At 65.9% G+C, this 25318-nt stretch carries 19 protein-coding genes; 8 read left to right on the top strand and 11 right to left on the bottom strand.

Annotation, left to right across the window (positions count from 1 at the left end):
• Positions 1 to 30: 30 nt before the first annotated feature.
• On the bottom strand, positions 31 to 1599 hold the full coding sequence (locus M1E01_RS03525; RefSeq protein ID WP_457973731.1) for an NCS1 family nucleobase:cation symporter-1: 1569 nt from the start codon (positions 1597 to 1599) through the stop codon (positions 31 to 33).
• A gap of 303 nt (positions 1600 to 1902) precedes the next feature.
• Here M1E01_RS03525 and aceE point away from each other — a divergent pair, with 303 nt between their 5' ends.
• Positions 1903 to 4668, top strand: coding sequence for a pyruvate dehydrogenase (acetyl-transferring), homodimeric type (gene aceE, locus M1E01_RS03520; RefSeq protein WP_457973730.1), 2766 nt, complete (start codon positions 1903 to 1905; stop codon positions 4666 to 4668).
• A gap of 85 nt (positions 4669 to 4753) precedes the next feature.
• Here the strand turns inward: aceE and M1E01_RS03515 are convergent, their stop codons facing one another.
• Entirely contained in the window at positions 4754 to 4948 is a 195-nt protein-coding gene (locus M1E01_RS03515; RefSeq protein ID WP_457973729.1) for a YegP family protein, read from the bottom strand.
• Positions 4949 to 5104: 156 nt separating this feature from the next.
• On the opposite strand from M1E01_RS03515, the gene nboR reads away from it, so the two are divergent.
• The gene (nboR, locus tag M1E01_RS03510; RefSeq protein WP_457973728.1) at positions 5105 to 5770 is read left to right on the top strand and encodes a nicotine blue oxidoreductase; all 666 of its coding nucleotides are present in this window, start codon (positions 5105 to 5107) and stop codon (positions 5768 to 5770) included.
• On the opposite strand, the gene M1E01_RS03505 is transcribed toward nboR, so the two are convergent.
• The 7 genes from M1E01_RS03505 to M1E01_RS03475 all read right to left on the bottom strand — a co-directional run bounded on the left by M1E01_RS03505 (position 5767) and on the right by M1E01_RS03475 (position 14815).
• Entirely contained in the window at positions 5767 to 6438 is a 672-nt protein-coding gene (locus M1E01_RS03505; protein WP_457973726.1) for a uracil-DNA glycosylase, read from the bottom strand. The two genes, nboR and M1E01_RS03505, sit on opposite strands and share 4 nt — an antisense overlap.
• A gap of 3 nt (positions 6439 to 6441) precedes the next feature.
• A complete protein-coding gene (locus tag M1E01_RS03500) occupies positions 6442 to 7422 on the bottom strand; it encodes an aldo/keto reductase (protein ID WP_457973725.1) in 981 nt (326 codons plus the stop codon).
• Entirely contained in the window at positions 7404 to 10292 is a 2889-nt protein-coding gene (locus tag M1E01_RS03495) for a molybdopterin-dependent oxidoreductase (RefSeq protein ID WP_457973724.1), read from the bottom strand. The genes M1E01_RS03500 and M1E01_RS03495 overlap by 19 nt, the downstream gene beginning before the upstream one ends.
• Positions 10289 to 11248 carry an FAD binding domain-containing protein gene (locus M1E01_RS03490; RefSeq protein ID WP_457973723.1) on the bottom strand — a complete coding sequence of 320 codons (960 nt, stop codon included), beginning with the start codon at positions 11246 to 11248 and terminating at the stop codon, positions 10289 to 10291. Before M1E01_RS03490 ends, M1E01_RS03495 begins: the two co-directional genes overlap by 4 nt.
• A complete protein-coding gene (locus M1E01_RS03485) occupies positions 11239 to 12555 on the bottom strand; it encodes an XdhC family protein (protein WP_457973722.1) in 1317 nt (438 codons plus the stop codon). Before M1E01_RS03485 ends, M1E01_RS03490 begins: the two co-directional genes overlap by 10 nt.
• Positions 12556 to 12779: 224 nt before the next feature.
• Positions 12780 to 14306 carry an NCS2 family permease gene (locus M1E01_RS03480; protein WP_457973721.1) on the bottom strand — a complete coding sequence of 509 codons (1527 nt, stop codon included), beginning with the start codon at positions 14304 to 14306 and terminating at the stop codon, positions 12780 to 12782.
• Between the two features lie 14 nt (positions 14307 to 14320).
• Positions 14321 to 14815, bottom strand: a complete 495-nt coding sequence (locus tag M1E01_RS03475; RefSeq protein ID WP_457973720.1) for a nucleoside deaminase — start codon at positions 14813 to 14815, stop codon at positions 14321 to 14323.
• A gap of 386 nt (positions 14816 to 15201) precedes the next feature.
• Here M1E01_RS03475 and M1E01_RS03470 point away from each other — a divergent pair, with 386 nt between their 5' ends.
• Both M1E01_RS03470 and ligD read left to right on the top strand, forming a co-directional pair.
• Positions 15202 to 16602: an 8-oxoguanine deaminase gene (locus M1E01_RS03470; protein ID WP_457973719.1), complete on the top strand. Its 1401-nt coding sequence runs from the start codon at positions 15202 to 15204 to the stop codon at positions 16600 to 16602.
• 103 nt (positions 16603 to 16705) lie between these two features.
• Positions 16706 to 17950: a non-homologous end-joining DNA ligase gene (ligD, locus tag M1E01_RS03465; RefSeq protein ID WP_457973717.1), complete on the top strand. Its 1245-nt coding sequence runs from the start codon at positions 16706 to 16708 to the stop codon at positions 17948 to 17950.
• A gap of 12 nt (positions 17951 to 17962) precedes the next feature.
• Here ligD and M1E01_RS03460 read toward each other — a convergent pair whose 3' ends face one another.
• Complete coding sequence (locus M1E01_RS03460; protein WP_457973716.1) at positions 17963 to 18160, bottom strand: hypothetical protein; 198 nt, start codon at positions 18158 to 18160, stop codon at positions 17963 to 17965.
• Positions 18161 to 18521: 361 nt separating this feature from the next.
• Here M1E01_RS03460 and pucL point away from each other — a divergent pair, with 361 nt between their 5' ends.
• Both pucL and M1E01_RS03450 read left to right on the top strand, forming a co-directional pair.
• Positions 18522 to 19430, top strand: a complete 909-nt coding sequence (gene pucL, locus M1E01_RS03455; RefSeq protein ID WP_457973714.1) for a factor-independent urate hydroxylase — start codon at positions 18522 to 18524, stop codon at positions 19428 to 19430.
• 172 nt (positions 19431 to 19602) lie between these two features.
• Positions 19603 to 21084 carry a nucleobase:cation symporter-2 family protein gene (locus M1E01_RS03450; protein ID WP_457973713.1) on the top strand — a complete coding sequence of 494 codons (1482 nt, stop codon included), beginning with the start codon at positions 19603 to 19605 and terminating at the stop codon, positions 21082 to 21084.
• A gap of 152 nt (positions 21085 to 21236) precedes the next feature.
• Here M1E01_RS03450 and M1E01_RS03445 read toward each other — a convergent pair whose 3' ends face one another.
• On the bottom strand, positions 21237 to 21992 hold the full coding sequence (locus M1E01_RS03445; RefSeq protein WP_457973712.1) for an IclR family transcriptional regulator: 756 nt from the start codon (positions 21990 to 21992) through the stop codon (positions 21237 to 21239).
• 223 nt (positions 21993 to 22215) lie between these two features.
• On the opposite strand from M1E01_RS03445, the gene M1E01_RS03440 reads away from it, so the two are divergent.
• Together M1E01_RS03440 and aceB are read left to right on the top strand one after the other, a co-directional pair.
• Positions 22216 to 23691: a malic enzyme-like NAD(P)-binding protein gene (locus tag M1E01_RS03440; protein ID WP_457973711.1), complete on the top strand. Its 1476-nt coding sequence runs from the start codon at positions 22216 to 22218 to the stop codon at positions 23689 to 23691.
• 25 nt (positions 23692 to 23716) lie between these two features.
• The gene (aceB, locus tag M1E01_RS03435) at positions 23717 to 25315 is read left to right on the top strand and encodes a malate synthase A (RefSeq protein ID WP_457973710.1); all 1599 of its coding nucleotides are present in this window, start codon (positions 23717 to 23719) and stop codon (positions 25313 to 25315) included.
• Positions 25316 to 25318: the final 3 nt, after the last annotated feature.

Genomic DNA, 25318 nt, shown 5'->3' with positions numbered 1-25318 from the left:
ACAACCGCGAGTCAGATTGCTGGGCTGCTCTTAGTGGGTGCTCGCCACAGCAATGGCTTCACCGTCGACGTCCTCGAGGCGTTGTGAGCGGTCTCCAATAACGAAGTAGACCACCGCTGCGATGCCGGCTGCGAAGAACCAGGCGAAGGGAGCCGCTGCAGCGAGCGCCGGCACGAAGGCGATCAGGAGCGCGACGGCGGCAGCCGGCACCATAGCGGCGATCGCCCGCGGATTGAAGCCCTTCCTGTAGTAGTAGGCTCCGGAGGGTTCATCCGTGTAGAGCTCGGGCACGTTGATCCGGCCGCGGCGCAGCAGCCAGTAGTCGGCCATGACAACGCCGAACAATGGGCCGAGCAACGCCCCGAGGCCACCCAGGAAGTACACGATAACGAGCGGATTGTTGTACATGTTCCACGGCAGGATGATGAGTCCGATGGTGCCGCTGACCCAAGCCGCCTTGCGGAAGTTCAGGTGCTTCGGGAAGAGGTTGGTCAGGGCGTAGACGGGAGCCACGAAGTTGGCCATCAGGTTGACGGCGATGGTCAGGATGAGCAGGGCGAGGCAGGCCAGGACAAGGAAGAGGGTGTTCGGGATCGTCTGGACAATATCTGACGGGCTCTCGATGACTGTCCCGTTGATCTTGAACTGTCCGCCCGCCATGACGACGACGATGGCGCCGAAGAGGAGCATGTTGATGGGGATGCCCCAGAAGTTGCCGCGCACCACTGCCTTCTTGGAAACAGCCGAGCGGGTGAAGTCGCAGAAGTTCAGGACGAAGGTTCCGTAAATGGAGACCCAGAGTGCACCGCCGGCGAAGATGGTGCGCCACATGTCTGCACCCTCAAGCGCGTTGTCCGGCGCCCATGCGATGGAGCCGCCGGCTTCGGCGAAGATCCATACCGCGATGGCGGCCATGGTCACGAGGATGACGGGGCCGGCGAAGGCCTCGTACTTGCGGATCATCTCCATGCCGAAGCTGACGATGACCAGCTGGACAACCCAGAGGAGCACGAAAGCGGCCCAGCCCAGGGTGGACAGCCCGAGGATAGAGTTGGAGTCCAGAGCCTGCAGGGAAGGAACCATGGCCACAAGCATGACGCGAAGCACCACGGAGGCGAGGTACGTCTGGATGCCGAACCAGGCCACGGCCACTGCCCCGCGGAGAAGGCTGGCAATCTGCGCGCCCCTGATCCCGAAGCTGATCCGGCTCATCACCGGGAACGGCACACCGGTCTTAACGCCCATGAAGCCTGAGAAGCTCAGCAGGGCGAAGAGCAGGACCGCGCCTACTCCGAGGGCCAGCAGAATCTGCCAGCCGCCGAGCCCGAGGGCAAAAAGTCCGATGGCAAAGGCGTAGTTTCCAAGGCTGTGGACGTCGTTGGCCCACAGCGTGAAGATGCTGTAGCCGGTCCAGCGGCGGCCTTCCCGCTTCGTCGGGGCAAGGTCTATGTTGTACAGGCTGGGGCTGATGGTGAGCCCGGACGCGGCGCTTGCTGTTTCGCAGAGGGCATCAATGCCCGTGGCAGGGTGGACCGGCTGGCCCGACAACGCTGTCGGGGCGGGAGCCGTCTCGACGCCGACTGATGGGGTCGTCTGCATCTGGATCTCCAGTTCTAGGGGTGATGGGGAGGTGGCGCGGAAGTCAGGCTTCCGCCAATCCGGGTTCCGCAATGTGGAACTTTGGTTTTGAAGAGTGAAATAACTTTATGACCCTCGTCACGTTCGGTCAAGGGCGCTCCAATGCCGCCGCAGTCACAAAAGGAAAATTGCGAGAGTGTGGAGCTCTGGCCGAGCGGCCGCCTTGACCGTTCGGCGGAGCACTGCCTAATCTCATAGAGCAATAATGTTTTCTCACAATACGAAAACAAAAGCCCCACCATTCAAAGATGAAACGAGGCTGCCGTGGCTGCAGGAGAAGATACCTCCCATATCCTTAGCGGGTTGACTAACCAGCTGCCTGATCGTGATCCGGAAGAGACTGCCGAGTGGGTTGAGTCGCTGGATTCGTTGATCAGGGAACAGGGCACGGAGCGTGCCCAATACATCATGCGCAGTCTCCTGCAGCGTGCCGGGGCGCAGAGCGTCGGGGTTCCGATGGTGACCACGACGGATTATGTGAACACGATCCCGGCGGACCAGGAGGCGGAGTTCCCGGGTAACGAGGAGTTCGAGCGCCGGTACCGGGCGTATATGCGGTGGAACGCGGCGGTGATGGTGCACCGGGCGCAGCGGCCGGATATTGGTGTTGGCGGGCACATTTCCACGTACGCGGGCGCGGCGACGCTGTACGAGGTCGGGTTTAACCATTTCTTCCGCGGTAAGGACGCCCCCGGCGGCGGGGACCAGGTCTTCTTCCAGGGCCACGCGTCCCCGGGGATGTATGCCAGGGCGTTTATGGAGGGCCGGCTGACCGAGCAGGACCTGGACGGGTTCCGGCAGGAGAAGTCCCGGGCCGGGCATGCCCTGTCCTCGTACCCGCACCCAAGGTTGATGCCGGAGTTCTGGGAGTTCCCGACGGTCTCGATGGGCATCGGTCCGATGAACGCGATCTACCAGGCCCAGTCCAACCGGTACCTGCACAACCGGGGCCTGAAAGACACGTCTGACCAGCAGGTCTGGGCGTTTTTGGGTGACGGGGAAATGGACGAGCCCGAGTCCCGCGGCCTGCTCCAGCTCGCCGCGAACGAGAACCTGGACAACCTGAACTTCGTGATCAACTGCAACCTTCAGCGCCTGGACGGGCCGGTGCGCGGCAACGGCAAGATCATGCAGGAACTGGAGGCGTTCTTCCGCGGCGCGGGCTGGAACGTGATCAAGGTCGTCTGGGGCCGGGAATGGGATGAGCTGCTCGCCAGGGACTCCGACGGGTCGCTGGTGAAGATCATGAACGAAACCCCCGACGGGGATTACCAGACCTACAAGGCCGAGTCCGGCGGGTTCGTCCGCGAGCACTTCTTCGGCAAGACCCCGCAGACCAAGGACATGGTCGCGGACCTCTCCGATGACCAGATCTGGAACCTCAAGCGCGGCGGCCACGACTACCGCAAGGTCTACGCCGCGTACAAGGCAGCGACGGAGTTCAAGGGCAAGCCCACCGTGATCCTGGCCAAAACGGTCAAGGGCTACGGCCTGGGCCCGCACTTCGAGGGCCGCAACGCGACCCACCAGATGAAGAAACTCACCCTCGATGACCTGAAAAAGTTCCGCGACCATCTGCGGATCCCGGTCACCGACGACCAGCTCGAGCAGGACCCGTACCGGCCGCCGTACTTCCACCCCGGCACCGACGCCCCCGAAATCCGGTACCTGCTCGAACGCCGCGCCGCGCTCGGCGGAGCCGTCCCGGAGCGCCGTGCCAAGCACGCGGACATCACACTGCCCGATCCGAAGTCCTTCGAGGTCGCCAAGCGCGGCTCGGGCAAGCAGCAGGCCGCCACGACCATGGCGTTCGTGCGGCTGCTGAAGGACCTGATGCGGGATAAGGACTTCGGCAAGCACATCGCCCCGATCATCCCGGACGAGGCCCGCACCTTCGGGATGGACGCGTTCTTCCCCACCGCGAAGATCTACAACCCCAAGGGCCAGAACTACCTCTCGGTGGACCGGGACCTGGTCCTGGCCTACAAGGAATCCGCCCAGGGCCAGCTGATCCACCCCGGCATCAACGAAGCCGGCGCCGTCGCGGCGTTCACCGCCGCCGGCACCGCCTACGCCACCCACGGGGTGCCGCTGATCCCGGTCTACGTCTTCTACTCCATGTTCGGCTTCCAGCGCACCGGGGACGCCTTCTGGGCAGCAGCGGACCAAATGACCCGCGGCTTCATCATCGGCGCCACCGCAGGACGGACCACCCTCACCGGCGAAGGCCTGCAGCACGCCGACGGGCACTCCCCCATCCTGGCCTCCACCAACCCCGCCGTGGTCACCTACGACCCCGCCTACGGCTACGAAATGGGCCACATCGTCCGCGACGGCATCGAACGCATGTACGGACCCTCCGCCGCCCCCGGCCCCGACGGGAAAGACGCGGACCGGAACCTGATGTACTACATCACCGTCTACAACGAACCCATCACCCAGCCCGCCGAACCCGAAAACCTCGACGTCAACGGCGTCCTGAAAGGCATCTACAAGCTCTCCGCCTCAACCGCCGAAGGACCCAAGAGCCAGATCCTGGCCTCCGGCGTCTCCGTCCCCTGGGCCCTGGAAGCCCAACGGATCCTCGCCCAGGACTGGGGCGTCTCGGCCGACGTCTGGTCCGTGACGTCCTGGAACGAACTGCGCCGCGACGGCCTGGCCGCCGAGGAAGAAGCGTTCCTGAACCCCGGCGAACAAGCCCGCGTGCCCTTCGTGGCGCAACAGCTCGCCGGAGCCACCGGACCGGTCATCGCCGTCTCGGACTACATGAAAGCCGTCCCGGACCAGATCCGCCAGTTCATCCCGAACCACTTCGCCTCCCTCGGCGCCGACGGCTTCGGCTTCTCCGACACCCGCGCAGCAGCCCGCCGGTTCTTCAAAAACGACACCCACTCCATCGTCACGAAAACCCTGCAACTGCTCGCCGCAAACGGCGAGGTCGAGGCGGGCGCGCCGTCGTACGCCCTGGACCGCTACAAACTCCTTGATGTCAATGCGGGCACCACCGGCGGAGCAGGCGGGGACGCCTAACAGGCCCGGATAACGCACACGACGGCGGCCCCCACCTTTGGTGAGGGCCGCCGTCGTCGTTCAGATGATGAGCGGGCGGCTGTTTTCAGCTTGCCGTGAGGGATCTCCGGTCCACCACAAAACCGGTAGCGGCGCTTTCACGGACGGCGGTGATGCCCGCCACGACCGCTTTGATGCTCGGGAAACTCGGTGAGACGGCTACCAGAGTGCCGTCGTCCGCCTTGAGCCGGAAGCGGAACGATCCCTGTCCCGCGCTTACTATTTCGAATGTGCCTGCCATCTGCGCTCCTTCTGCCGGCTGCGCCCTTGCAGCCGCCTGTAGCCCCCAATTGCCAACACGACATTTACGAGGTTAGCGACCACTAACTGGAGTAACCACCCCTACCAGCCAGTAGTCTTTGCTGCCGAAACGGAAGGCGGTCCTAAGGTGGAGAACATGACGCGCCTTCCGGCTCCGTTCGGCCCCCTGGGCGGCGCCACTGCCGATACCACCGCTGTCCTCCTCGCCGCGGGTGCCGGCACGAGGCTGGGGCGCGGACCGAAGGCGCTTCTGCCGTTCCGGGGCCGCACCCTCGTTGAAGTGCTGGCAGACGTCCTGCTCGACGGCGGCTGCCGGGAAGTCGTGGTGGTCCTCGGGGCCGGGGCGGAGTCGGTGCGGAAAATACCCGGGCTGCAGCGGCACATCCTGGTGGAGAACCCTGCCTGGCAGACCGGCATGGGCAGCTCGTTCACGTTGGGGCTCAGCACCGCGCGCCCTCAGGACCATGTGCTCGTGGCCCTCGTAGACCAGCCGGGGCTCACACCGGAAACCGTCGGACGCCTGCTGAAGGCGCACAGGCACGGCCGGGTCACGGCCGCCGCCTACCGGAACGGCTCCGATGCTGCAGGGCGAGGCGAACTGCTGCGCGGGCATCCCCTGCTGCTGGATGTGACGCTGCGCGCCGAAGCCGCGGCCTCCGCAACAGGCGACGCCGGTGCCCGGCTTTTCCTGCACGCCCACCCCGAGCTGATCGACCTGGTGGACTGCAGCCCTGCACCGGGCTCGGGCCAGTCAGGCGGGGAAGACCTCGACACCCCGGACCAGCTGCACCTGCTGGACTAGTTGCACCGCCACCGCAGCTGCTGCAGCATGCCCGCGGCGAGCAGTTCCTGCAGCCCCTCTTTGAAGCGGGCCCGTCCGCCATGGGCGGGATGCCTGATTTTCGGTACGTCGACACCGCTGCGGCGAAGGCTCTGGTGGGCGATGTTGCCCACTGCCACCACGGCTTCGATGGGAAACAGCCGGATCAGGTCCTGCCAGAACGGGATTCCCAAAGCTGCCTCCGCGGATGTTGGCGTGCGGTTGGACAGCGGCTGTCCCGGCACGTGGGTGTGCCACGGGCAAGCGCTCCACAGCACGGGCAGAACATTGAGCTCGGCCAGGACCTCCCACATAACGGTCGCCGTCGGCTCCGCAGCGACGCCCGCGGCCTCCGGCGGCAGCACATATCCCTTCCCGGCCCCGAACAGCCCGAAATGGTTGGCGGGCCCCTGGAACATGGTGCGGTTGGTAAAGGGAACGCCCGTGATCCTCATGCCCCGGAAACCCGGAGCCTCCCCCACCAGCAGCAGCGTCGGTGCCCTTTGCAGCATTTCCCCGAAATAAGCCGTCAGGTTGTTCCGGCGCAGCTCATTCGCGGGAACCGAGTGGTCAAAAAAGTTATTGCACCCGGGCGGGGTTTCCACGGCGGCGAGCCGGTCAACAAAGGCATGGAAGGACGACGACGGCATAGGTCACCAGCGGGGGTGGATGGCCTCGCGGAAGTAGTGGTCGTAGATCCAGCGCACACCCTCGTCGAACTCCGCGCCAAGCTGGACCCCGGCAGCCGCGGCGTTGGCCCGGGCCTGCTCCACGTTCCGGGCACCCGGAATCACCGAAGTGACGCCCTCCTGGGCGATGATCCAGGCGATGGCGGCCTGGGCAGTGGTGGCTCCTTCCGGCACCAGCTGCTCGAATTCAGCCACGGCCTTCAGTCCGAGTTCATAATCCACGCCGGAGAAGGTTTCGCCGACGTCGAAGGAGCCGCCGGTGCGGTTGTAGTTCCGGTGGTCGCTCTCCGGGAACGACGTCTCCTTGCTGTATTTGCCGGACAGCAGCCCCGAGGCCAACGGCACCCGGGCGATGATTCCCACGCCGGCGGCCTTGGCCGCCGGGAGCACCGCATCCAGCGGCTTGAGCCGGAAGGCGTTGAGGATGATCTGCACGGACGCGGTGCCCTCATGGCGGATGGCTTCCAGGGCCTCGTCGGTGCGTTCGACGCTGACGCCGTAGTTCCGAATCGCTCCCTCGGAGACGAGGGTGTCCAGAGCGTCATAGACTTCGGCGTTGCTGTAGACCGCGGTGGGCGGGCAGTGCAGCTGGACGAGGTCCAGGGAATCGGTGCGGAGGTTCCGGCGGGAGCGGTCTACCCACTGCCGGAAGTTGGCGAGGCTGTAGTTCTCCGGCTTCTGGTCCGTCCTGCGGCCCATCTTCGTGGCCACGGTGATATCCAGATCGGGGTTGTCGGCCAGGAATGCGCCGATGGCCTGCTCGCTGCGCCCGTCCCCGTAAACGTCAGCGGTGTCGAAGAACGTCACACCAGCCTCTGCGGACGCAGCCAGGACCGCCCGGGCCTGTGCGGGATCGACGTTTCCCCAGTCCGCGCCGAGCTGCCATGTTCCGAGTCCGACGACGGAAACATCCCGTCCGGTCTTGCCTAAAGTGCGCTGTTCCATCCTCCGACTATATGTTGCCGGGCCTGCACGGGCTCAGTTGACGCGCGTTCTGACTGATTCATTGCGGGGACGAGGCCGGCCTCCTTCAGGCCCAGGTAGATTTTGTCCCGCGCGATGGGAAGCTCGGCAAACCGCACGCCCGTGGCATTCCGGATGGCATTCGCCAGGGCCGGTGCCACCGGATTGAACGGGCTTTCGCTCATCGACTTGGCCCCCAGCGGGCCCAGCGAGTCGTTCGTTTCGGCGAAGTACACCTCACTGCGCGGCACGTCCGCGAACGACGGGATGTGGTACTGGCGCAGGATGTCTGTGGTGACCCGGCCGCCGTCGTCCACCCTGACCTCCTCGTACAGGGCGGCGCCCAGCGCCTGCGCTATCCCGCCCTCGATCTGGCCGCGGCACTGCCGCGGGTTGACCACCACGCCTGCGTCCGCCGCCTGCACGCTCTGCAGGATCCGCAGCTCTCCAGTGCCGGTGTTGACGGCCACCCGGAAACCGTGCACGTTGAACGCAATGGACCTGGGCGTGCCGCCCCAGCGGCCCTCAGCAACGAGTTCGACGCCGGCTTCCGCAGCCTGGTGCGCCAGTTCCGTCAGCGGCACGCGGCTTCCCTCGCAGACCACGGCGTCGCCGTCGAGCACGCAGCCCGAGGACTGGACCTGGCGGACGCCCGCGGCAAAGGCACGGATCCGCACTGCGAGCTCCTCGGCGGCGGCGAGCGTCGCCTTGCCGGCGACCACCGTCCCGGACGAGCCAAAAGCGCCGGTATCGTGTTCGATCAGGTCCGTGTCCGACTGCCGTACCGCGACCCGCCCGGCATCCGTGGACAGCGCCGTGGCCGCAAGCTGGGCGTGCACCGTGGTGGTGCCGTTGCCGAATTCGGCAGTTCCAACGTCGGCCGCGTAGGTACCGTCGGGCAGGAGCCGGAGTTTCGAGTGGGCGAAGTGCCCCCGCGGCGGGACGGTGTCGATCATTGACAGGGCGGTGCCTTCCCCGATAACCCAATCCGGTCCCATCAGTCCACCGTCCTCCAGCCCGGCGGCGCGGTACCGTTCGCGGCCCCTCTCCAGCGCGTCCTGCACCAGGCGCGTGCACTCATCCAGCCCGTAGCTGCCGTAGAGGACGTCCTCCTCAGGCTCGGAGTGGGTGGAGAGCATATCGTCGCCCTCACGGACCATGTTGCGGCGGCGGAATTCCAGGGGGTCCATCCCGATGCCTGCCGCCAGCTCGTCAATTCCGGATTCGATGGCGAAGATCATCTGGCTCAACCCGTAGCCGCGGAAGGCGCCGGAGGGAACAGTGTTGGTGTAGACCGCCTGGGCATCAACCTTCTTGTTGGCGCACTTGTACACGGCCAGCGATTCGCCGCAGCCATGGAACATCACGCCCGGGGAATGGTTTCCGTAGGCGCCGGCGTTTGTCAGCACGTCCAGCTCGAGGGCTGTGAGCCGGCCGTCCCTGCTGGCTCCGGCCTTGAGTTTGATGGTGAACGGGTGCCGGGTCGTGGTGGCCGTGAACTGTTCCGTGCGGGTGAACTCGAGCTGCACCGGCCGCTTCAGGGTGAGTGCTGCGAGCGCTGCGATGTCCTCGGTGAGCACCTCCTGCTTGCCGCCGAAGCCGCCCCCTACCCGGCCCGCCACGACGTGGACCTGCTTCTCGGGCAGCCCGAACAGCCGGCACAGGGTGCGCCGGACCAGGAACGGGACCTGGCTCGAGGTGCGGATCTGCAGCCTGCCCGCCTCGTCCACAGAAGCTATGGACGAGTGCGTCTCGAGCGCCACGTGCTGCACGCGCTGCGTCCGGTAAATCTGTTCGTGGATGAAGTCGGCCTCGGCGAAGCCGTCCTGCACGCTGCCGAGTTCGGAGTGCAGTTCAGCCACCACGTTGTCCTTCGGCCGGCTGATCCTTGCGGTGGCGCTGTCCTTGTCCCCGTGGATCGCCGGCGCTCCGGGAAGAAGGGCCTGCTGGGGCGTGAACACGGCCGGGAGTTCCTGGTACTGCACCTGGAGTGCACGGACGCCTGCTTCTGCGGCCCCCACCGATTCAGCCACGACGGCGGCGACGCGCTGGCCGCGGAACCTCACCACGTCGTCCAGCAGCCGGGTGTCGTCGGGATCATCGGTGTAGAGCTCGTGCTGGGCGGTGGAAAACAGCTGGTCCGGCGCATCCTGGGATGTGAAGACGGCAACGACGCCAGGCACATTCAGTGCGCCGGTCCTGTCGACGGAGACCACCCGGGCGTGCGGGTGCGGAGACCTCAGCAACTTCATATGCAGCAAACCCGGAAGGTCCTCCGCCGGCACGTCCAGGGTATAGCGGGCCTTGCCGGTGACCACTGCGCGGCCCGCGGGAGCCGGCACGTCGTCGCCGAGCTGCCCGGGGCTGGGTTGGGGCTGGCTTTCCCCTGCCATGCCGGACCCTTGGCCGTGCGGGTCCGGGTGCCCCTCGTGCCCGCAGATGGCGTCCCCGATGGCGCGGTAGCCGGTGCAGCGGCAGAGATTGCCTTTGAGGTTCCGGGGCAGGGTCTGCTTTTGGGCCTCGTCGAAGGTCGCAGCGGTCATGACCATGCCCGCCGTGCAGAAGCCGCATTGGAAGCCCTGCCGGTCCAGGAATTGCTGCTGCATGGGATGCGGCCCGGCACCACCTGCCAGTCCCTCGATGGTGGTGACCTGATGTCCCTCGGCACGCACAGCCGGGTAGATGCAGCTGTGGACGGGGGTGCCGTCCACGTGCACCGTGCAGGCTCCGCAGTCGCCGCCGTCGCAGCCCTTCTTCACTCCCAGGTTTCCCTGTTCCCGCAGGAAGGTGCGCAGGCACTGGCCCGGGCGGGGTTCTGCTGCGGCAGGTACGCCGTTGATGTCGATGGTCATGCTCCGGTGTCTTTCTTCGGAGTGGTCGGGGTGCTGCGGGCGGCGTGGCGTTCCGGCGGCCAGAAGTCGCCGCTGACCGGCAGTGCGTTGTCCGGCAGGGGCAGGACGCCATCCGGCGCCGCGAGTTCCCCGCGGATCTCCTCCGCGAGCCGATAGGTCATGTCACGGCGCCAGGCGGGCAGGCCGTGGATGTCGTCGTGGTAGAGGGTGTCCGGAATGGCTTCGTCCAGGCCCTGCCTGAGTGCGGCAGTGTCCGGCACACGGCCGAAGCGGAGCTGCACGGGCCGCTTCGTTGCGGCGGTGACCGTGAGCGTCAGCTGCAGTCCGGCGTCGAGCCTTCCAATGAGCAACACCCCGGAACGTCCGAGGTTGCTCAGCGAGAGGCGGCGGAACGCCACCCGCTCGGACAGCGCCGCGGCCGGGAGCCGGATGCTGCGGAGCAGCTCACCCGGCGCCAGGGTGTTCTGCCCGTCCCCGGTGATGAAATCGGCGACGGGCAGCTCGCGGCTGATGCCGCCCATGCCGAGGATAGTGGCCTTCCCGTCAAGTCCGGCGCAGAGCGAAATCATGGGCCCGGCCGGCAGGGACGTGCAGAGGTTGCCGCCCACCGTGGACATGTTCCACACCTTGAAGGAGGCCACGAAGGAATCGCAGCAGGGGCGGATGAGGTCAAGCGCGGGCCACTGATCGGCTCGGCCCGCTAGTTGGGGCGAGTCCGGAAGAGCGTAAAGTTCCGCGACCGTACAGGTTGCGGCCAGTTCGATTCCTCCGTCGGTCACCTCGATGGCTGGCCAGTCCGCCGAGCCAAGGTCCAGCAGCCGCCGGAGCGGCTCGGGGCCGAAGGCGTAACTGCCGTATGAGAAGAGGACGGTGCCGCCGGCGAGCCAGGCGTCGCCGGCGCGCCACTCGGCCGGATCCGTGGTGCGGACCACGGCTTCTATGGTGTTCATGTCCATGGCGTCCCCCGGTTTTCTGTAGAGGTGTTTGCGGAGAAGTCTCTGGAGGGGCGGTGGATGGGGCCGGCGCCGTCCCGCAGGGGCACGCAGGTGCTGACACCGCTGCTGGCTGCGATCAGCTCGGCCGTGATGGACACGGCCACCTCCGCCGGGGTGACGGCTCCGAGGTCGAGTCCGATCGGGGAATGGAGGCGGCCCAGCCGTTCGGGTGCAACGCCCGCGGCCAGCAGTTCGTCCACCCGCTGGCGGTGGCTGCGCCTCGAGCCCATCGCTCCGACGAACGCCACGTCCAGGGCAAGCGCCTTCTGCAGCAGCGGAATGTCGAACTTGGGATCGTGCGTGAGGACGCAAACGGCCGTGCGGGAGTCGATCCTTCCGGCAGCTGCCTCGGCCGCCAGGTAGCGGTGCGGCCAGTCTGTGACAACGTCGTCCGCGCTCTCAAATCGCGACTGGGCGGCAAACGCGGGACGCGCATCGACAAGGGTCACCCGGTACCCGAGCAGTTTCGCCGCCGGCACCAGGGCGGCACCGAAGTCGTTGGCGCCGACCAGCATCATCCGCGGCGGCGGCAGACGGCTTTCGACGAGGAGCGCGACAGGCTCGGGCTGCTCGATCCCTGCGTCCTCCGGCGCTGGTGTCCCGGTCCGTCCGGACCCGCCCGCGAAGCAGCCTCCGGTGGGGGCGAGCCGGACAAGCCCGGTGCGCCCGCCCCGCAGCAGCGGTTCGAGCTGGGCACCGGCTGCCGCCAGGGCTGCTGCTGACGCTCCGTCACTCGTGTTGCGGCGCGAGGTACCCCCGCTCCCGTGCAGCGAGGCACCCCCGCTCCCGTGCATGCCAAGGAGGGCGGCCAGGGCGGCTGACTCGGACGCGCGGAAGGTGGCGGGATCGGGGATCACGACGGCGCCGCTCCCGTTCGGGTCCACCCTGCGGATGAGTGCCACCGGGCTCCCGGGAGCCTGGCGCAGCCACTCGCTATAGGTCCCGAGGAACGCATCGAGGGGTTCGATGTGGACCTCGAGTTCACCACCGCAGGTGAGCCCGGCGGCGAAGGCGTCAGCGGCACTGTAGCCAAACTGCTCAAGCCGGGCGCCGCCGTCGCGCATTGCTTCCAGGGCGGCTTCGACGACGGCCCCCTCCACGCAGCCGCCGGAGAGGCTGCCAAGGATGGCACCGGTTTCGGAGACCACCATCGAGGTTCCCATCGGGCGCGGGACAGAACCGCTGGTGCCCACGACCGTGGCAACGGCGCAGCGTTGCCCGGCGGCCGCCGGCGGCCAGCCGGCAAGGGACGGCATTAGCTCCAGCATGGCTGCACTCCCTTTTCCTGGGCTGCGGTGGTTTCCATATTCTCGTTCCTATCGATGGCCGGCGAAAGCTCCGGCGGAGGTGGCGCGGGCTGGGACTTGACCGCGGTGGTTGCTGGGGTTGTGTGGACCGGGACAGGCCCCATCTGCCTGTCCCGGTCCGGTCTTGAGGCCGCGACTGCAGCCTGCACTGTCTGCGCGCTGAATTGGTCCAGGGGCGAGGCGTCTTACGCGCCGAGCAGGGCGCTGACCGGTCCGCGGGCGAAGTAGACCAGGAAGCCCGCGGTGACCACCCACATGAGCGGGTGGATCTTCTTCGCCTTGCCGGACGCCGCCCCGATCACTGCCCAGGACACGAAGCCGACGCCGATGCCGTTGGCGATCGAGTAGGTCAGCGGCATGGTCACGATGGTCAGGAAGGCCGGCAGGGCCACAGCAAACCGGGTGAATTTGATCTCCCGTATCTGCGCCATCATCATCGCGCCAACCACCACGAGGGCGGCGGCGGCCACTTCGAGCGGCACGACGCTGGTGAGCGGGGTGAGGAACATGGATCCGAGGAACAGGACTCCGGTGACCACTGAGGCCAGTCCCGTCCTCGCGCCCTCCCCGATGCCTGCCGCAGAGTCGATGTACACGGTGTTGGAGGATCCGGACGTGGCGCCTCCGGCGACAGCCCCGACACCTTCGACGATGAAGGCAGACTTGAGCCGCGGGAAGGTGCCGTCCTTATGGGCCACGCCGGCGCTCTTGGCAAGTCCCGTCATGGTGCCCATGGCGTCGAAGAAGTTAGTGAACACCAGGGTGAAGACGAGCATGGTGGCGGCGAGCGCGCCGATCCTGCCGAACGCACCGAAGAGGTCGAACTGGCCTACCAGGCCCAGGTCCGGGGCGGACACGAGCTGGCCTGCAAGGACCGGCGTGTTCAGGTGCCAGCCGCCGGGGTTGTCCTTGCCGCCCGGGCCGATGTGGAGGACCGCTTCGACGACGGCCGCCAGCACGGTAGTGGCCACGATGCCGATGAGCAGTCCGCCCTGCACCTTGCGGGCAACCAGAATGCCCATGACCAGCAGGCCGACGATGAACACCAGGGTGGGAATGGAGGTGATGGAGCCGTTGTCCCCCAGCTGAACCGGCGGTCCGCCCGTGGTGGCGCGGACGAAACCGGAATCCACGAAGCCGATGAAGGCAATGAACAGGCCGATGCCCACGGTGATGGCGGCCTTGAGTTCCTTGGGCACGGCCCGGAAGATCGCTGTCCGTGCGCCGGTGACGCCGAACAGGACGATCAGGATGCCGTTGATGACCACCAGGCCCATGGCCTCGGCCCAGGTGACCTCCTGGATGACGGCCACGGCGAGAAAGGAGTTGATGCCGAGACCGGCAGCGAGCCCGAACGGCAGGTTGGCGATGAGTCCAAAGAGAATGGTCATCACGCCGGCGGTGAGGCCGGTGACCGCACCCACCTGCGCCGCCGAGAGCCATCCGCCGGCGACGTCAGTGGGGGCGTTGTCCGCGCTGAAGCCGCCAAGAATGAGCGGGTTCAGGATGACGATATAGGCCATGGTGAAAAAGGTAACCAGGCCGCCGCGCAGTTCGCGTACCACCGTTGAGCCGCGCTGGCTGATATGGAAGAAGCGGTCCAGGAGGGCGTGCGGCGGGGTGGTTTTCTGGGCAGGCTGTTTTCCCGGAGTGTGCGTGGCTTTCGTGGCCACGGTTTCAGGGCCGTCAGGGGTCTTGTCGAGAATGGACATTGGAACCACTGGTCCTAGTAGTCGATCCTGGAATCGAGCGTGTTCCACGTGGTGAATGGCGCGAGAATGGCCGGTGCCTGCGGGTCCTCGAGTTCCAGTTTGGATACCGGCATGAGGGCGTCCCGGTCGGCGTTGTCGAAATACTCGTAGAAGACGGCATCGTCGAAGCCGACGGAAGCGGCGTCGTGCCGGTCTGCCGCGAAAATAACGCGGCCGATGCGGGCCCAGAGCGCGGACGCGAGGCACATGGGGCACGGCTCGCAACTGCTGTAGAGGGTGGCACCGTGAAGGTCGAAGGTGCCCAGCTCGCTGCAGGCGCGGCGGATGGCCGTGACCTCTGCATGGGCCGTGGGGTCGTTGGTGGCGGTGACGCGGTTGACGCCGTCGAATGCCCGGCCATCAGCGGTAACGACGACCGCGCCGAATGGTCCTCCGCTGTTGAGCACGTTCGCGGTTGCAAGCTCGATGGATCTGGCCAGGAATTGTTCGGCCGTGACGGTGGTACTCATGATGCGCTCCCTTTGGATGGAAGCCGGTACCCCGTGACGGAATCAAACACCAGTGCGACGGATACCAGGCTTCAGCATGTGCTTTGAGGGTTTAGTTGCGCCTGGTAGATAGCTTCCCGGTCTCCCGGTGCCCGCCTTTGGCAAAATCGAGATTAGCACCGGCGTGTGGCCTGCGCCATACCTTTTTGAAAAATTCATTTCGTGATGCGAAATCCCCGGTGGGGACCTTGCACTGCAACCGGCGAGGAAGCTGTCACAATCAGCGGCGTTGACGCACCGTTCACCCGCCTCTAGGCTGGGCCTACCGCCGCACTGGCGGTACCTGGATCAGCAGACAGGGCACCACTGAGCTGGCTTCTCACCGGCACGCTCAGACAGGAACCGCTATGCCCCCTACGTCCCCAGGTACATCCACAGCCCCCGTTCTATCCACACAACCCCGATCCCGGCTCTGGATCCGCCACCCCCTTGCAGCCTTCACGGGTAACAGCCTCGACGCGTCCGGCGGCATCGTAGTCGCCGGAGGGAGGATCCAGGAAGTCCTCGGCGCCGGAGAACGGCCATCGGCTCCCTGGGACGAGACATTCGACGCCGGCAGCTACGTCCTGCTCCCGGGCCTGATCAACACCCACCACCACTTCTACCAATCGCTGACCCGCGCCTGGGGACCGGTGGCGAACGCGCCGCTGTTCCCGTGGCTGCAGCACCTATACCCGGTGTGGGCCCGGCTCACGCCACGGGACCTGGAGCTCGCTGCGACGGCGGCCCTCGCCGAGCTGCTGCTGTCCGGTTGCACCACCGCGGCCGACCACCACTACGTGTTCCCCGCAGGGCTGGAAGATGCCATCGACATCGAGGTCGAGGCGGTCCGCCGGATGGGAATGCGGGCAACGCTCACCCGCGGCTCGATGAGCCTGGGAGAGAACGACGGCGGTCTGCCGCCCCAGTCAACGGTGCAGCGGCCGGAAGTGATCCTGGCCGACAGTGAGCGGCTGATCGGGCAGTATCACGAGCGCGGCGACGGCGCAGTGATCCAGATTGCGCTGGCTCCGTGCTCACCGTTTTCCGTGGCCAAGGAGCTGATGACCGAAACCGCGCTGATGGCCGAACGGCTCGATGTCCGGCTACATACACACTTGGCCGAGACGCTGGACGAGGAGGAGTTTTGCCGGGAGATGTACGGGCTCCGGACGGTGGACTATCTGGACAGCGTCGGCTGGCTGACGCAGCGGACATGGCTGGGTCACGGCATCCACTTCAGCGGCACCGAGATCGCCCGGCTGGGTGCCGCGGGCACCGCCGTCGCGCATTGCCCGACCTCCAACATGCGCCTGGCCTCAGGCACTGCCCGCGTCCTGGAACTTGAGGACGCGGGCGTTCCCGTGGGACTGGGAGTGGACGGATCGGCGTCGAACGATGCCTCCAACATGATCCTCGAGGCGAGGCAGGCGCTGTACCTGCAACGGCTGCGCTATGGAGCCGACGTGCCGGTGGAGCGCGCGCTGGGATGGGCCACCCGGGGGTCGGCGGCCGTGCTGGGACGGGGCGACCTCGGGCAACTGGCTCCTGGAATGCAGGCGGACCTTGCCCTGTTCAGATTGGACGACCTCCGCTTTTCGGGCAGCCATGACCCCATCGCCGCGCTGCTGCTGTGTGCGGCCGACCGTGCCGAGCGTGTAATGGTGGGCGGGCAGTGGCGGGTGGTGGACGGGCAAATCCCCGGGCTGGACCTCGGCCGGCTCATTGCAGAACACTCGGCAGCTGCGCGCAGGCTCGTTGCCGGCTGACCCCTCCGCCGTTTCGACGGTTCCGTGCGCATACGATGGCTGCAACCAACGAGTGCGCAGGGAACCATCGAAATGGAGGTAGGCCTGCTGCTAGCGTGGCGGCATGAACCCGTCGAAGACCCCGGCCGAAATCCTCACCATCGACGGCGTTGAGGTTCGAATCTCCAGCCCCGACAAGGTGGTGTTCCCCGAGCCCGGGCTGACGAAACTCGATCTGGTGCACTACTACCTGACCGTCGCAGATGGCGCGCTGCGCGGGGCCGGCGGCCGGCCCATGGTGCTCAAGCGCTTCCCGAAGGGCATCGACGCGGAGCCGTTCTTCCAGAAGCGCGTGCCCGAAAACCATCCCGACTTCATTGACACGACGACGCTTCGCTACGCATCGGGGACGTCGGCGGAGGAGGCCGTGATTCGAAACGCCGCAGGCCTGGCATGGGTGGTGAATCTTGGATGCCTCGACCTCAACCCGCATCCGGTGCGCGCCGAAGACCTCGAGCACCCGGACGAGCTACGGGTGGACCTCGATCCCATGCCGGGGGTCGGGTGGTCCCAGGTCGTCGACGTCGCATCCGTCGCGCGGGAGGTCCTTGACGACGTGGGACTGGTGGGGTGGCCGAAGACGAGCGGGTCGCGTGGACTCCACATTCTCGTGCGCATTGCGCCCCAATGGTCCTACCGCGACGTGCGGCTCGCTGCCGAGACTCTCGCCCGGGAGGTCGAAAACCGTGCCCCGGGCCTCGCCACCGCCCGGTGGTGGAAGGAGGAACGCGGTGAGAGTGTTTTCGTCGACTTCAACCAGAACGCGAAAGACCGGACTGTGGCATCGGCGTACTCGGTCCGGCCCCTGCCCGATGCCCGGGTCTCAACGCCGCTCACCTGGGACGAGGTCCGCTCCATCCGGCCGGAGGAGTTCACCGTGCCGGCAGTGCTCAAGCGCTTCGCGGGCGTGGGCGACCCTCATGCCGGCATTGACGACGCCGTCGGCACACTCGACGGGCTGCTCGCCCTGGCGGACAAGCTCGGCCCGGCCGAGAAGCCGCCGCGCGGGGGCAATGGCTCCGGCCGCCGGCAATCGGTGATGCCGCTCATTGAAGTGGCCCGCACCAAGACCAAGCCCGAGGCACTCGCCGCGCTCGACGAGTGGAAGTCCCGGAATGCGGACGTGGTCCCTGCCCTGCACCCAGCCGATGTTCTTGTCGACGGGATGCGGGGATCGAGCTCCCTCTGGTACAGGGTGCGGGTGAATCTGCAGCACGTTCCCGAAGCGGACCGCCCGCCCCAGGAGGAGCTCATCGCCGACTACGACCCGTGGGCAGGCAGGGAGTGGCCGGGGAGCCCTGGGGCCTGACCCGGCGGCGCACTAGGGCCGTCGGCCGAACACCGGCAGGCTGTGGATCCAGCGCGAGATCCGGCCCGGTGCGTGGACCCGGTCTGCGGGAAGGTAGAAATCCGGATCTGCTCCGCCTCCGCTGGGGAGGTAGAACTCCTGGGCTGAAGGCGCGGTTGCCTGGGCCGGTGCAGTGGACGGGGTGCTGGGCGAATGGTCCTGCTGGTTCATCTGATCCTCCTTTGGTTGTGTCTGCTTTTGGAGCAACATTTTCGTCTTGCGGAAAGATGTTTTTGCTTTATGAAAAGCCTACGCGCGTGGCTACTGCTCGTCAATGGCCTCCGGAGACGCCTCCGGTCACAATCCGATTTCAGAAAGTGATGTACACCATCGGCGAGGTTGGGCTAGGCTTATAAACAATTCGTGGCCTAGGTCACGTAACCTGGGAGCAGCAGGCAGGGTTGTAATGAGCTGGCATCAATGGATGCCGGCTCTTTTTTGTTGGGTCGGCTCCACCGGAAACGCGCCTGAAGGCGCGCTTAATTTCAAAGATGGAACATCGGTTCCACCTCACAGAAGTTGGGAACAGACCATGAGCAACAAGATCATCCTCGGCCAGAACCAGTATGGCAAGGCCGAAGTCCGGGTCGTCAAAATCACCCGGGATACCCACCGCCACGAAATCGAAGACCTGAACGTCACCTCGCAGCTCCGGGGCGACTTTGCCGCTGCCCACCTCGAAGGCGACAACAGCCATGTTGTAGCAACGGATACCCAGAAGAACACCATTTACGCCCTCGCCAGGGACGGCATCGGCTCGCCCGAAGCGTTCCTGCTGCGCCTAGGTGAGCACTTCACCTCGAGTTTCGACTGGGTCTCCGGCGGACGCTGGGAAGCCGAGTCCTACAGCTGGGACCGCATCCAGGCGCACGGCAGCGAGCACGACCATTCCTTCGTTCGCACGGGCCAGGAAGTCCGCACCGCGGTCCTGGTGAAGGACGATGCGGCAACCCACCTCATCTCCGGCCTCAAGGACCTCACCGTCCTGAAGTCCACGCAGTCCGGCTTCGTGGGATACCCGAAGGACAAATACACCACCCTGCCCGAGACCACTGACCGCATTCTGGCCACCGATGTCTCCGCCCGCTGGCGGTTCAAGGCCGGCACGGATTTCAGCACCCTGGATTTCAACAAGAGCTACGAAGACATCAAGGCCCTGCTGCTGGAAGGGTTCACCGAGAAGTACTCGCACGCCCTGCAGCAGACCCTGTTCGACATGGGCACCAAAGTCCTGGAAGCTCATAGCGAAATCGACGAAATCAAATTCTCGATGCCGAACAAGCACCACTTCCTGGTGGACCTCGCGCCGTTCGGGCTCGACAACCCCAACGAGGTGTTCTTCGCTGCAGATCGGCCGTACGGCCTGATCGAGGCCACCGTACAGCGCGACGACGCCGCCCCCGCTGAGGCCGCCTGGTCCGGCATCGCCGGCTTCTGCTAAACGCAGCGCCCTCTGACATCCCCGCGCCGGGAGTCTTCATCCTCATGGACCGCTCCCGGCGCGGACACTCTGTCGGTCCCCATTCGGTACCGGCCCATTACTTCACAACACCCTGTTAGCCAGACATTGTTAGCCAGACGAAGGCGTCTGCCATGAACCAAGGAAGTCTGCCATGAACACCAAGAAAAAAGTCCGCGCCGCGGCAGTACGCCCCGAAGACCAGAGACTGCCCCTGGGCGCGACCTTCGCCTACGGATTCCAGCATGTCCTCACGATGTACGGCGGCATCATCGCTCCGCCGCTGATTATCGGTGCCGCGGCCGGGATGTCATCGCAGGACATCGGCCTGCTCATCGCCGCCTGCCTTTTTGTCGGCGGACTGGCCACGATCCTGCAAACCGTCGGCATTCGTTTCTTCGGATCGCAGCTCCCGCTGGTGCAGGGCGTTTCCTTCGCCGGCGTGTCCACCATGGTCGCCATCGTCCATGGAGGCGGCGGAATCCAAGCGGTCTTTGGCTCTGTCATTGCTGCCTCGCTGATCGGCCTGCTCATTACCCCGCTGTTTTCGAAGATCATCCGTTTCTTCCCGCCCGTCGTGACCGGCACGGTGATCACCACCATTGGCCTGACGCTGATGCCGGTGGCGGCCAACTGGGCCATGGGCGGCAACAAGTCGGCAGCCAACTATGGCAGCATGGCCAACATCGGCCTCGCAGCGGCCACGATGGCAATCGTCCTCCTGCTCAGCAAGGTCGGTAGCGCCGCGATTTCCCGGCTCTCGATTCTGCTGGCGATGGTTCTGGGCACGGTCATCGCGTTCGTCTTCGGGATGGCGGACTTCTCGAAAGTAGCTCAGGGCGAAATCGTCGCCTTCCCCACGCCCTTCGCGTTCGGGGCACCCACCTTCGAGGTCGCCGCGATCATTTCCATGCTCATCGTCATCCTCGTGACCCTCACCGAAACCTCGGCGGACATCATTGCCGTGGGCGAAATCGTGGGCACGAAGGTCGACTCCAAGCGGATCGGCGACGGCCTCCGGGCGGACATGCTCTCCAGCGCCATCTCGCCACTGTTCAACTCCTTCACCCAGAGCGCCTTCGCCCAGAACGTGGGCCTCGTCGCCATTACCGGTGTCAAGAGCCGCTTCGTGGTGAGCGCCGGCGGCCTGATCCTCGTGATCCTCGGCCTGCTGCCGGTGCTTGGCCGTGTAGTCGCAGCGGTGCCCACTCCCGTCCTGGGAGGTGCCGGCGTCGTCCTCTTTGGAACTGTTGCCGCGAGCGGCATCCGGACGCTCTCGAAAGTGGAGTACCGCAACAACATGAACCTGATCATCGTGGCCGCGTCCATCGGATTCGGCATGATCCCGATCGCGGCCCCGGCGTTCTATGACCAGTTCCCGTCCTGGTTCGGCACGATCTTCCACTCCGGCATCAGCTCGGCGGCGATCATGGCCATCCTGCTGAACCTGCTCTTCAACCACCTCAAGGCAGGCAACTCGGAGAACCAGTCGGTGTTCGTGGCGGGCACCGGGCGGGTGGTCCGGGAGGAGGACCTGCAGTGCCTGGCCGACGGCGACCGCTTCGAAGGCGGGAAGCTGATCGACTGCGACGGCAAGGAAGTCCCGGTCCAGGCGTCGACGGCATCCGAGCACTGACCCGCCAGCACTACAGCTAAGCGCGAACGTACACTTGGGGCCCTGTTTTCCACGGAAAACAGGGCCCCAAGTGTACGTTCGCGCTCCGTTGTCGGGAGGACGGACGACGGCGGCACTCGCGCTGGGGGGCTTAAATGTCCGTTCGGGCCGCGTTAGTTTTGGTTGAACTCGTCCGAGATCGCCTGGGCTGCTTCGCGGAGCAGCGGGACGGCACGCTCGGCGAAGGACTCATCGACGCGCGACACCGGCCCGGACACGGAGATGGCGGCGGGGGTGGGGGCGTTCGGCACAGCCATGGCGAAGCAGCGAACCCCGAGCTCCTGCTCCTCCTCGTCAATGGAGTATCCCCGCTCGCGGATCAGCTTCAGGTCGGCGAGAAGGTCATCGATGTCGCCGATGCTCTTGGGCGTGGGGGTGGGCATGCCTGTGCGGGCCACGATTCCGCGCACGGCCTCGTCGTCGAGCTGCGCCAGGATGGCCTTGCCGACGCCCGTGTCATGGGTGTGGGCGCGGCGGCCGACCTCGGTGAACATGCGCATCGAGTGCAGCGAAGGAACCTGCGCCACGTAAATGACCATGTCCGAGTCCAGCACGGCCATGTTGGAGGTTTCACCAAGCCGGTCCACCAGGGACTTGAGCTGCGGCCGGGCCAGCGCGCCAAGCTGCTTGTTGGCGCCTTCGCCCAGGCGGATCAGCCGCGGCCCCAGGGCGTACCGGCGGTTGGGCAGCTGGCGGATGTAGCCCAGCGTGACCAGCGTGCGCAGGAGCCGATGGATGGTCGGCAGAGGCAGGTCCGTGGAGGAGGAGAGTTCGCTGAGCGTGACATCTCCCCCGGCATCCGTGATGAGTTCCAAAAGTTCGAAGACGCGCTCAACGGACTGCACGCCTCCCGCGGCTTTCTCTGCCATTCCGTCGTCTCCTGAGGGGTAGTTTCCGACAACTCTTATCCGCATTGTGAAAAGAATCGCTTAGAAATCCCAAGATACAGGACAGGCGCATCTGCGTCGATGCACCGAACCCAAAGGACTCCAGGGCTTGTCTTTCCATCAAGTAGATAATAATATCCATAATACGAAAACATCCAGAGGCGAAAGCCGAGCCCGGCAGCGGGCCCTACCAGGAGGACATTCAATGGCGAACCCGAGCCCCGGAAATTCGATCACCCTGCGCGTCGAGGCGCCGTCCAGCTTCACCGCTACGAGCGAACTTGCAGCAGCCGTTGGAGCTGCCGGTGCGGCGATCACGGCCCTGGACGTCACCGAGTCCCACCACGAGACCCTCGTAGTGGACGTCACCTGCAACACCACCGACGACGACCACGCCAACCGCGTGAAAGACGCCCTTAACGCACTGGACGGCGTCAAGGTCCGCAACGTTTCGGACCGCACCTTCCTGATGCACCTGGGCGGCAAGCTCGAAGTCGTCCCCAAGGTGGCCCTGCGCAACCGCGACGATCTCTCCCGCGCGTACACGCCCGGCGTTGCCCGCGTCTGCCTCGCCATCGCCGAAAACCCCGACGCCGCTCGGAACCTTACGGTCAAGCGCAACACGATCGCCGTGGTCACCGACGGCTCCGCCGTCCTGGGCCTCGGCAACATCGGCCCCGCCGCCGCGCTTCCGGTGATGGAAGGCAAGGCCGCGCTGTTCAAGCAATTCGCGAACGTCGATGCCTGGCCGGTGTGCCTGGACACGCAGGACACCGAGGAGATCATCCGGATCGTCAAGGCCCTGGCGCCTGTCTACGGCGGCGTGAACCTCGAGGACATCGCAGCTCCGCGCTGCTTCGAGATCGAAAACCGGCTGCGTGAAGAGCTCGATATCCCGGTCTTCCACGACGACCAGCACGGCACCGCCATTGTCACGCTCGCTGCCCTGGTCAACGCCCTGCGCGTCGTCGGCAAGAAGCTCGACGGGGTGAAGATTGTGGTCTCCGGCGTCGGCGCCGCGGGCTCCGCCATTATCCAGCTCCTCAAGGCCCAGGGTGCGCAGCACATCATCGCCGCCGGCCGTTCCGGCGCCATCCACGCCGGCGAGCAGTACAACGACGAACACCGCAGCTGGATTGCCGCCAACACCAATGAGGAAGGTTTCTCCGGCAGCCTGCATGAGGCGCTCGAGGGCGCGGATGTGTTCATCGGCGTCAGCGCCCCGCACGTCATCGGCGAGGAGCAGGTCGCCTCGATGGCCAAGGACGCTATCGTGTTTGCCATGGCGAACCCCACGCCGGAGATCGACCCCGCCGTCGCGTCACGGCACGCCGCCGTTGTTGCCACAGGGCGCAGCGACTTCCCCAACCAAATCAACAACGTGCTGGCCTTCCCCGGTTTCTTCCGCGGGCTGCTGGACGCCGGAGCCTCCGACATCACCGCGGAGATGCTCGTGGCGGCCGCCGAGGCCATCGCGAACCGTGTTGCTGACGAGGAACTCAATGCCAGCTACATCATCCCCAGCGTCTTCGACCCGCATGTGGCGGCAGACGTAGCAGCGGCAGTTGCAGCTGCAGCCCACGCAGCTGCGGGTGTGCGCACATCGCCGGCAGCTTCGGAGGACACAATGGAAGCAGCAGCACCTGCTGCTGCAGACACAACAGCCTTCGCCAACGCCTGATTAGCAGCCCTGGAAAGGACCCACAATGGCTATCACAGTCACAGACCCCCGGCCGATCGAGCGTGCGGAGGAGATCCTCACCCCCGAAGCCCTCGCATTCGTTGAAGAGCTGCACAAACGCTTTGCGGGCACGCGCGCCGAGCTGCTCAAGGCCCGCATTGCCAAGCGCGAGCACGTAGCCAGGACCGGCAGCCTGGATTTCCTGCCGGAGACCAAGGACGTGCGCGACGGCGACTGGAAAGTTGCGCCCGCACCGGCGGCTCTGCAGGACCGCCGGGTTGAAATGACGGGGCCCGCTTCGCCGGCCAAGATGGCCATCAACGCGCTCAACTCGGGTGCGAAAGTGTGGCTGGCCGACCTCGAGGACGCCAGCACCCCCACGTGGGCCAACGTCATTGACGCCATTCTCAACCTGCGCGATGCCGCCAACGGCACCCTCAGCTACACGTCCCCTGAGGGTAAGGAATACCGCCTCCGCACGGACGCGCCGCTCGCCGTCGTGGTAGCCCGCCCCCGCGGCTGGCACATGGAGGAACGCCACCTGCTGATCGACGGCGAACCCGCCGTCGGTGCCCTGGTGGACTTCGGGCTCCACTTCTTCCACATTGCGAAGCAGCTGGTCCTCAACGGCCACGGCCCCTACTACTACCTGCCCAAGATGGAGAGCCACCTCGAGGCACGGCTGTGGAACGACGTCTTCGTGTTCGCGCAGGACTTCCTGGGCCTCGGCCAGGGCACCGTTCGCGCCACTGTGCTGATCGAAACCATCCCTGCGGCGTTTGAGATGGACGAGATCCTCTACGAACTGCGCGACCATGTCTCCGGACTGAACGCCGGCCGCTGGGACTACCTGTTCAGCATCATCAAGTACTTCCGGGACGCCGGCGCGAGCTTCGTGCTGCCGGACCGTGCCACCGTGGCCATGACCGCGCCGTTCATGCGCGCCTACACTGAGCTGCTGGTCAAAACCTGCCACCACCGCGGTGCCTTCGCGATGGGCGGCATGGCGGCCGTTATCCCCAACCGGCGCGAACCGGAAGTCACCGCCCAGGCCTTCGAGAAGGTCCGTGCGGACAAGACCCGCGAGGCGAACGACGGCTTCGACGGCTCCTGGGTGGCTCACCCGGACCTCGTTCCGATCTGCCAGGAGGTGTTCGATTCAGTCCTCGGCGACAAGCCCAACCAGCTGGACAAGCAGCGCCCGGAGGTTTCGGTCACCGCCGGACAGCTGCTGGACATCGCCTCCGCGGACGGACAGGTCACCGAGGCGGGCCTGCGCCTGAACCTCTACGTCGCCGTCGCCTACACGGCCGTGTGGATTTCAGGCAACGGCGCAGTGGCCATCCACAACCTGATGGAGGATGCCGCCACGGCGGAAATTTCCCGCTCCCAGGTCTGGCAGCAGATCCGCAACGGCGTGGTCCTGGCCGATACCGGCAACAAGGTCACCCGGGAGCTGGTCTCGAAGATCCTGGCCGAGGAGACGGAAAAACTGCGCGGCGAGGTGGGCGAGGAAGCCTTCGAGCGCTACTACCGGCCGGCGAGCAGCCTGATTGCGGACATCTGTCTCTCCGAGGACTACACAGATTTCCTCACCACTCCGGCCTACGAACTGGTGGGCTGAGCC

It is taken from the genome of Arthrobacter sp. D1-17, assembly GCF_054130535.1.
Note: the sequence above shows the minus strand (reverse complement) of the source record. Positions and strands in the feature narration are given on the sequence as shown.

Coding starts and splice junctions, on each gene's coding strand:
- M1E01_RS03450 (WP_457973713.1), top strand. CDS start 19,603: ATGAACACCAAGAAAAAAGTCCGCGCCGCGGCAGTACGCCCCGAAGAC.
- M1E01_RS03500 (WP_457973725.1), bottom strand. CDS start 7,422: ATGGAACAGCGCACTTTAGGCAAGACCGGACGGGATGTTTCCGTCGTC.
- M1E01_RS03475 (WP_457973720.1), bottom strand. CDS start 14,815: ATGAGTACCACCGTCACGGCCGAACAATTCCTGGCCAGATCCATCGAG.
- nboR (WP_457973728.1), top strand. CDS start 5,105: ATGACGCGCCTTCCGGCTCCGTTCGGCCCCCTGGGCGGCGCCACTGCC.
- pucL (WP_457973714.1), top strand. CDS start 18,522: ATGAGCAACAAGATCATCCTCGGCCAGAACCAGTATGGCAAGGCCGAA.
- M1E01_RS03490 (WP_457973723.1), bottom strand. CDS start 11,248: ATGGACATGAACACCATAGAAGCCGTGGTCCGCACCACGGATCCGGCC.
- ligD (WP_457973717.1), top strand. CDS start 16,706: ATGAACCCGTCGAAGACCCCGGCCGAAATCCTCACCATCGACGGCGTT.
- M1E01_RS03515 (WP_457973729.1), bottom strand. CDS start 4,948: ATGGCAGGCACATTCGAAATAGTAAGCGCGGGACAGGGATCGTTCCGC.
- M1E01_RS03470 (WP_457973719.1), top strand. CDS start 15,202: ATGCCCCCTACGTCCCCAGGTACATCCACAGCCCCCGTTCTATCCACA.
- M1E01_RS03460 (WP_457973716.1), bottom strand. CDS start 18,160: ATGAACCAGCAGGACCATTCGCCCAGCACCCCGTCCACTGCACCGGCC.
- aceB (WP_457973710.1), top strand. CDS start 23,717: ATGGCTATCACAGTCACAGACCCCCGGCCGATCGAGCGTGCGGAGGAG.
- M1E01_RS03495 (WP_457973724.1), bottom strand. CDS start 10,292: ATGACCATCGACATCAACGGCGTACCTGCCGCAGCAGAACCCCGCCCG.
- M1E01_RS03440 (WP_457973711.1), top strand. CDS start 22,216: ATGGCGAACCCGAGCCCCGGAAATTCGATCACCCTGCGCGTCGAGGCG.
- M1E01_RS03445 (WP_457973712.1), bottom strand. CDS start 21,992: ATGGCAGAGAAAGCCGCGGGAGGCGTGCAGTCCGTTGAGCGCGTCTTC.
- M1E01_RS03485 (WP_457973722.1), bottom strand. CDS start 12,555: ATGCTGGAGCTAATGCCGTCCCTTGCCGGCTGGCCGCCGGCGGCCGCC.
- M1E01_RS03525 (WP_457973731.1), bottom strand. CDS start 1,599: ATGCAGACGACCCCATCAGTCGGCGTCGAGACGGCTCCCGCCCCGACA.
- M1E01_RS03505 (WP_457973726.1), bottom strand. CDS start 6,438: ATGCCGTCGTCGTCCTTCCATGCCTTTGTTGACCGGCTCGCCGCCGTG.
- M1E01_RS03480 (WP_457973721.1), bottom strand. CDS start 14,306: ATGTCCATTCTCGACAAGACCCCTGACGGCCCTGAAACCGTGGCCACG.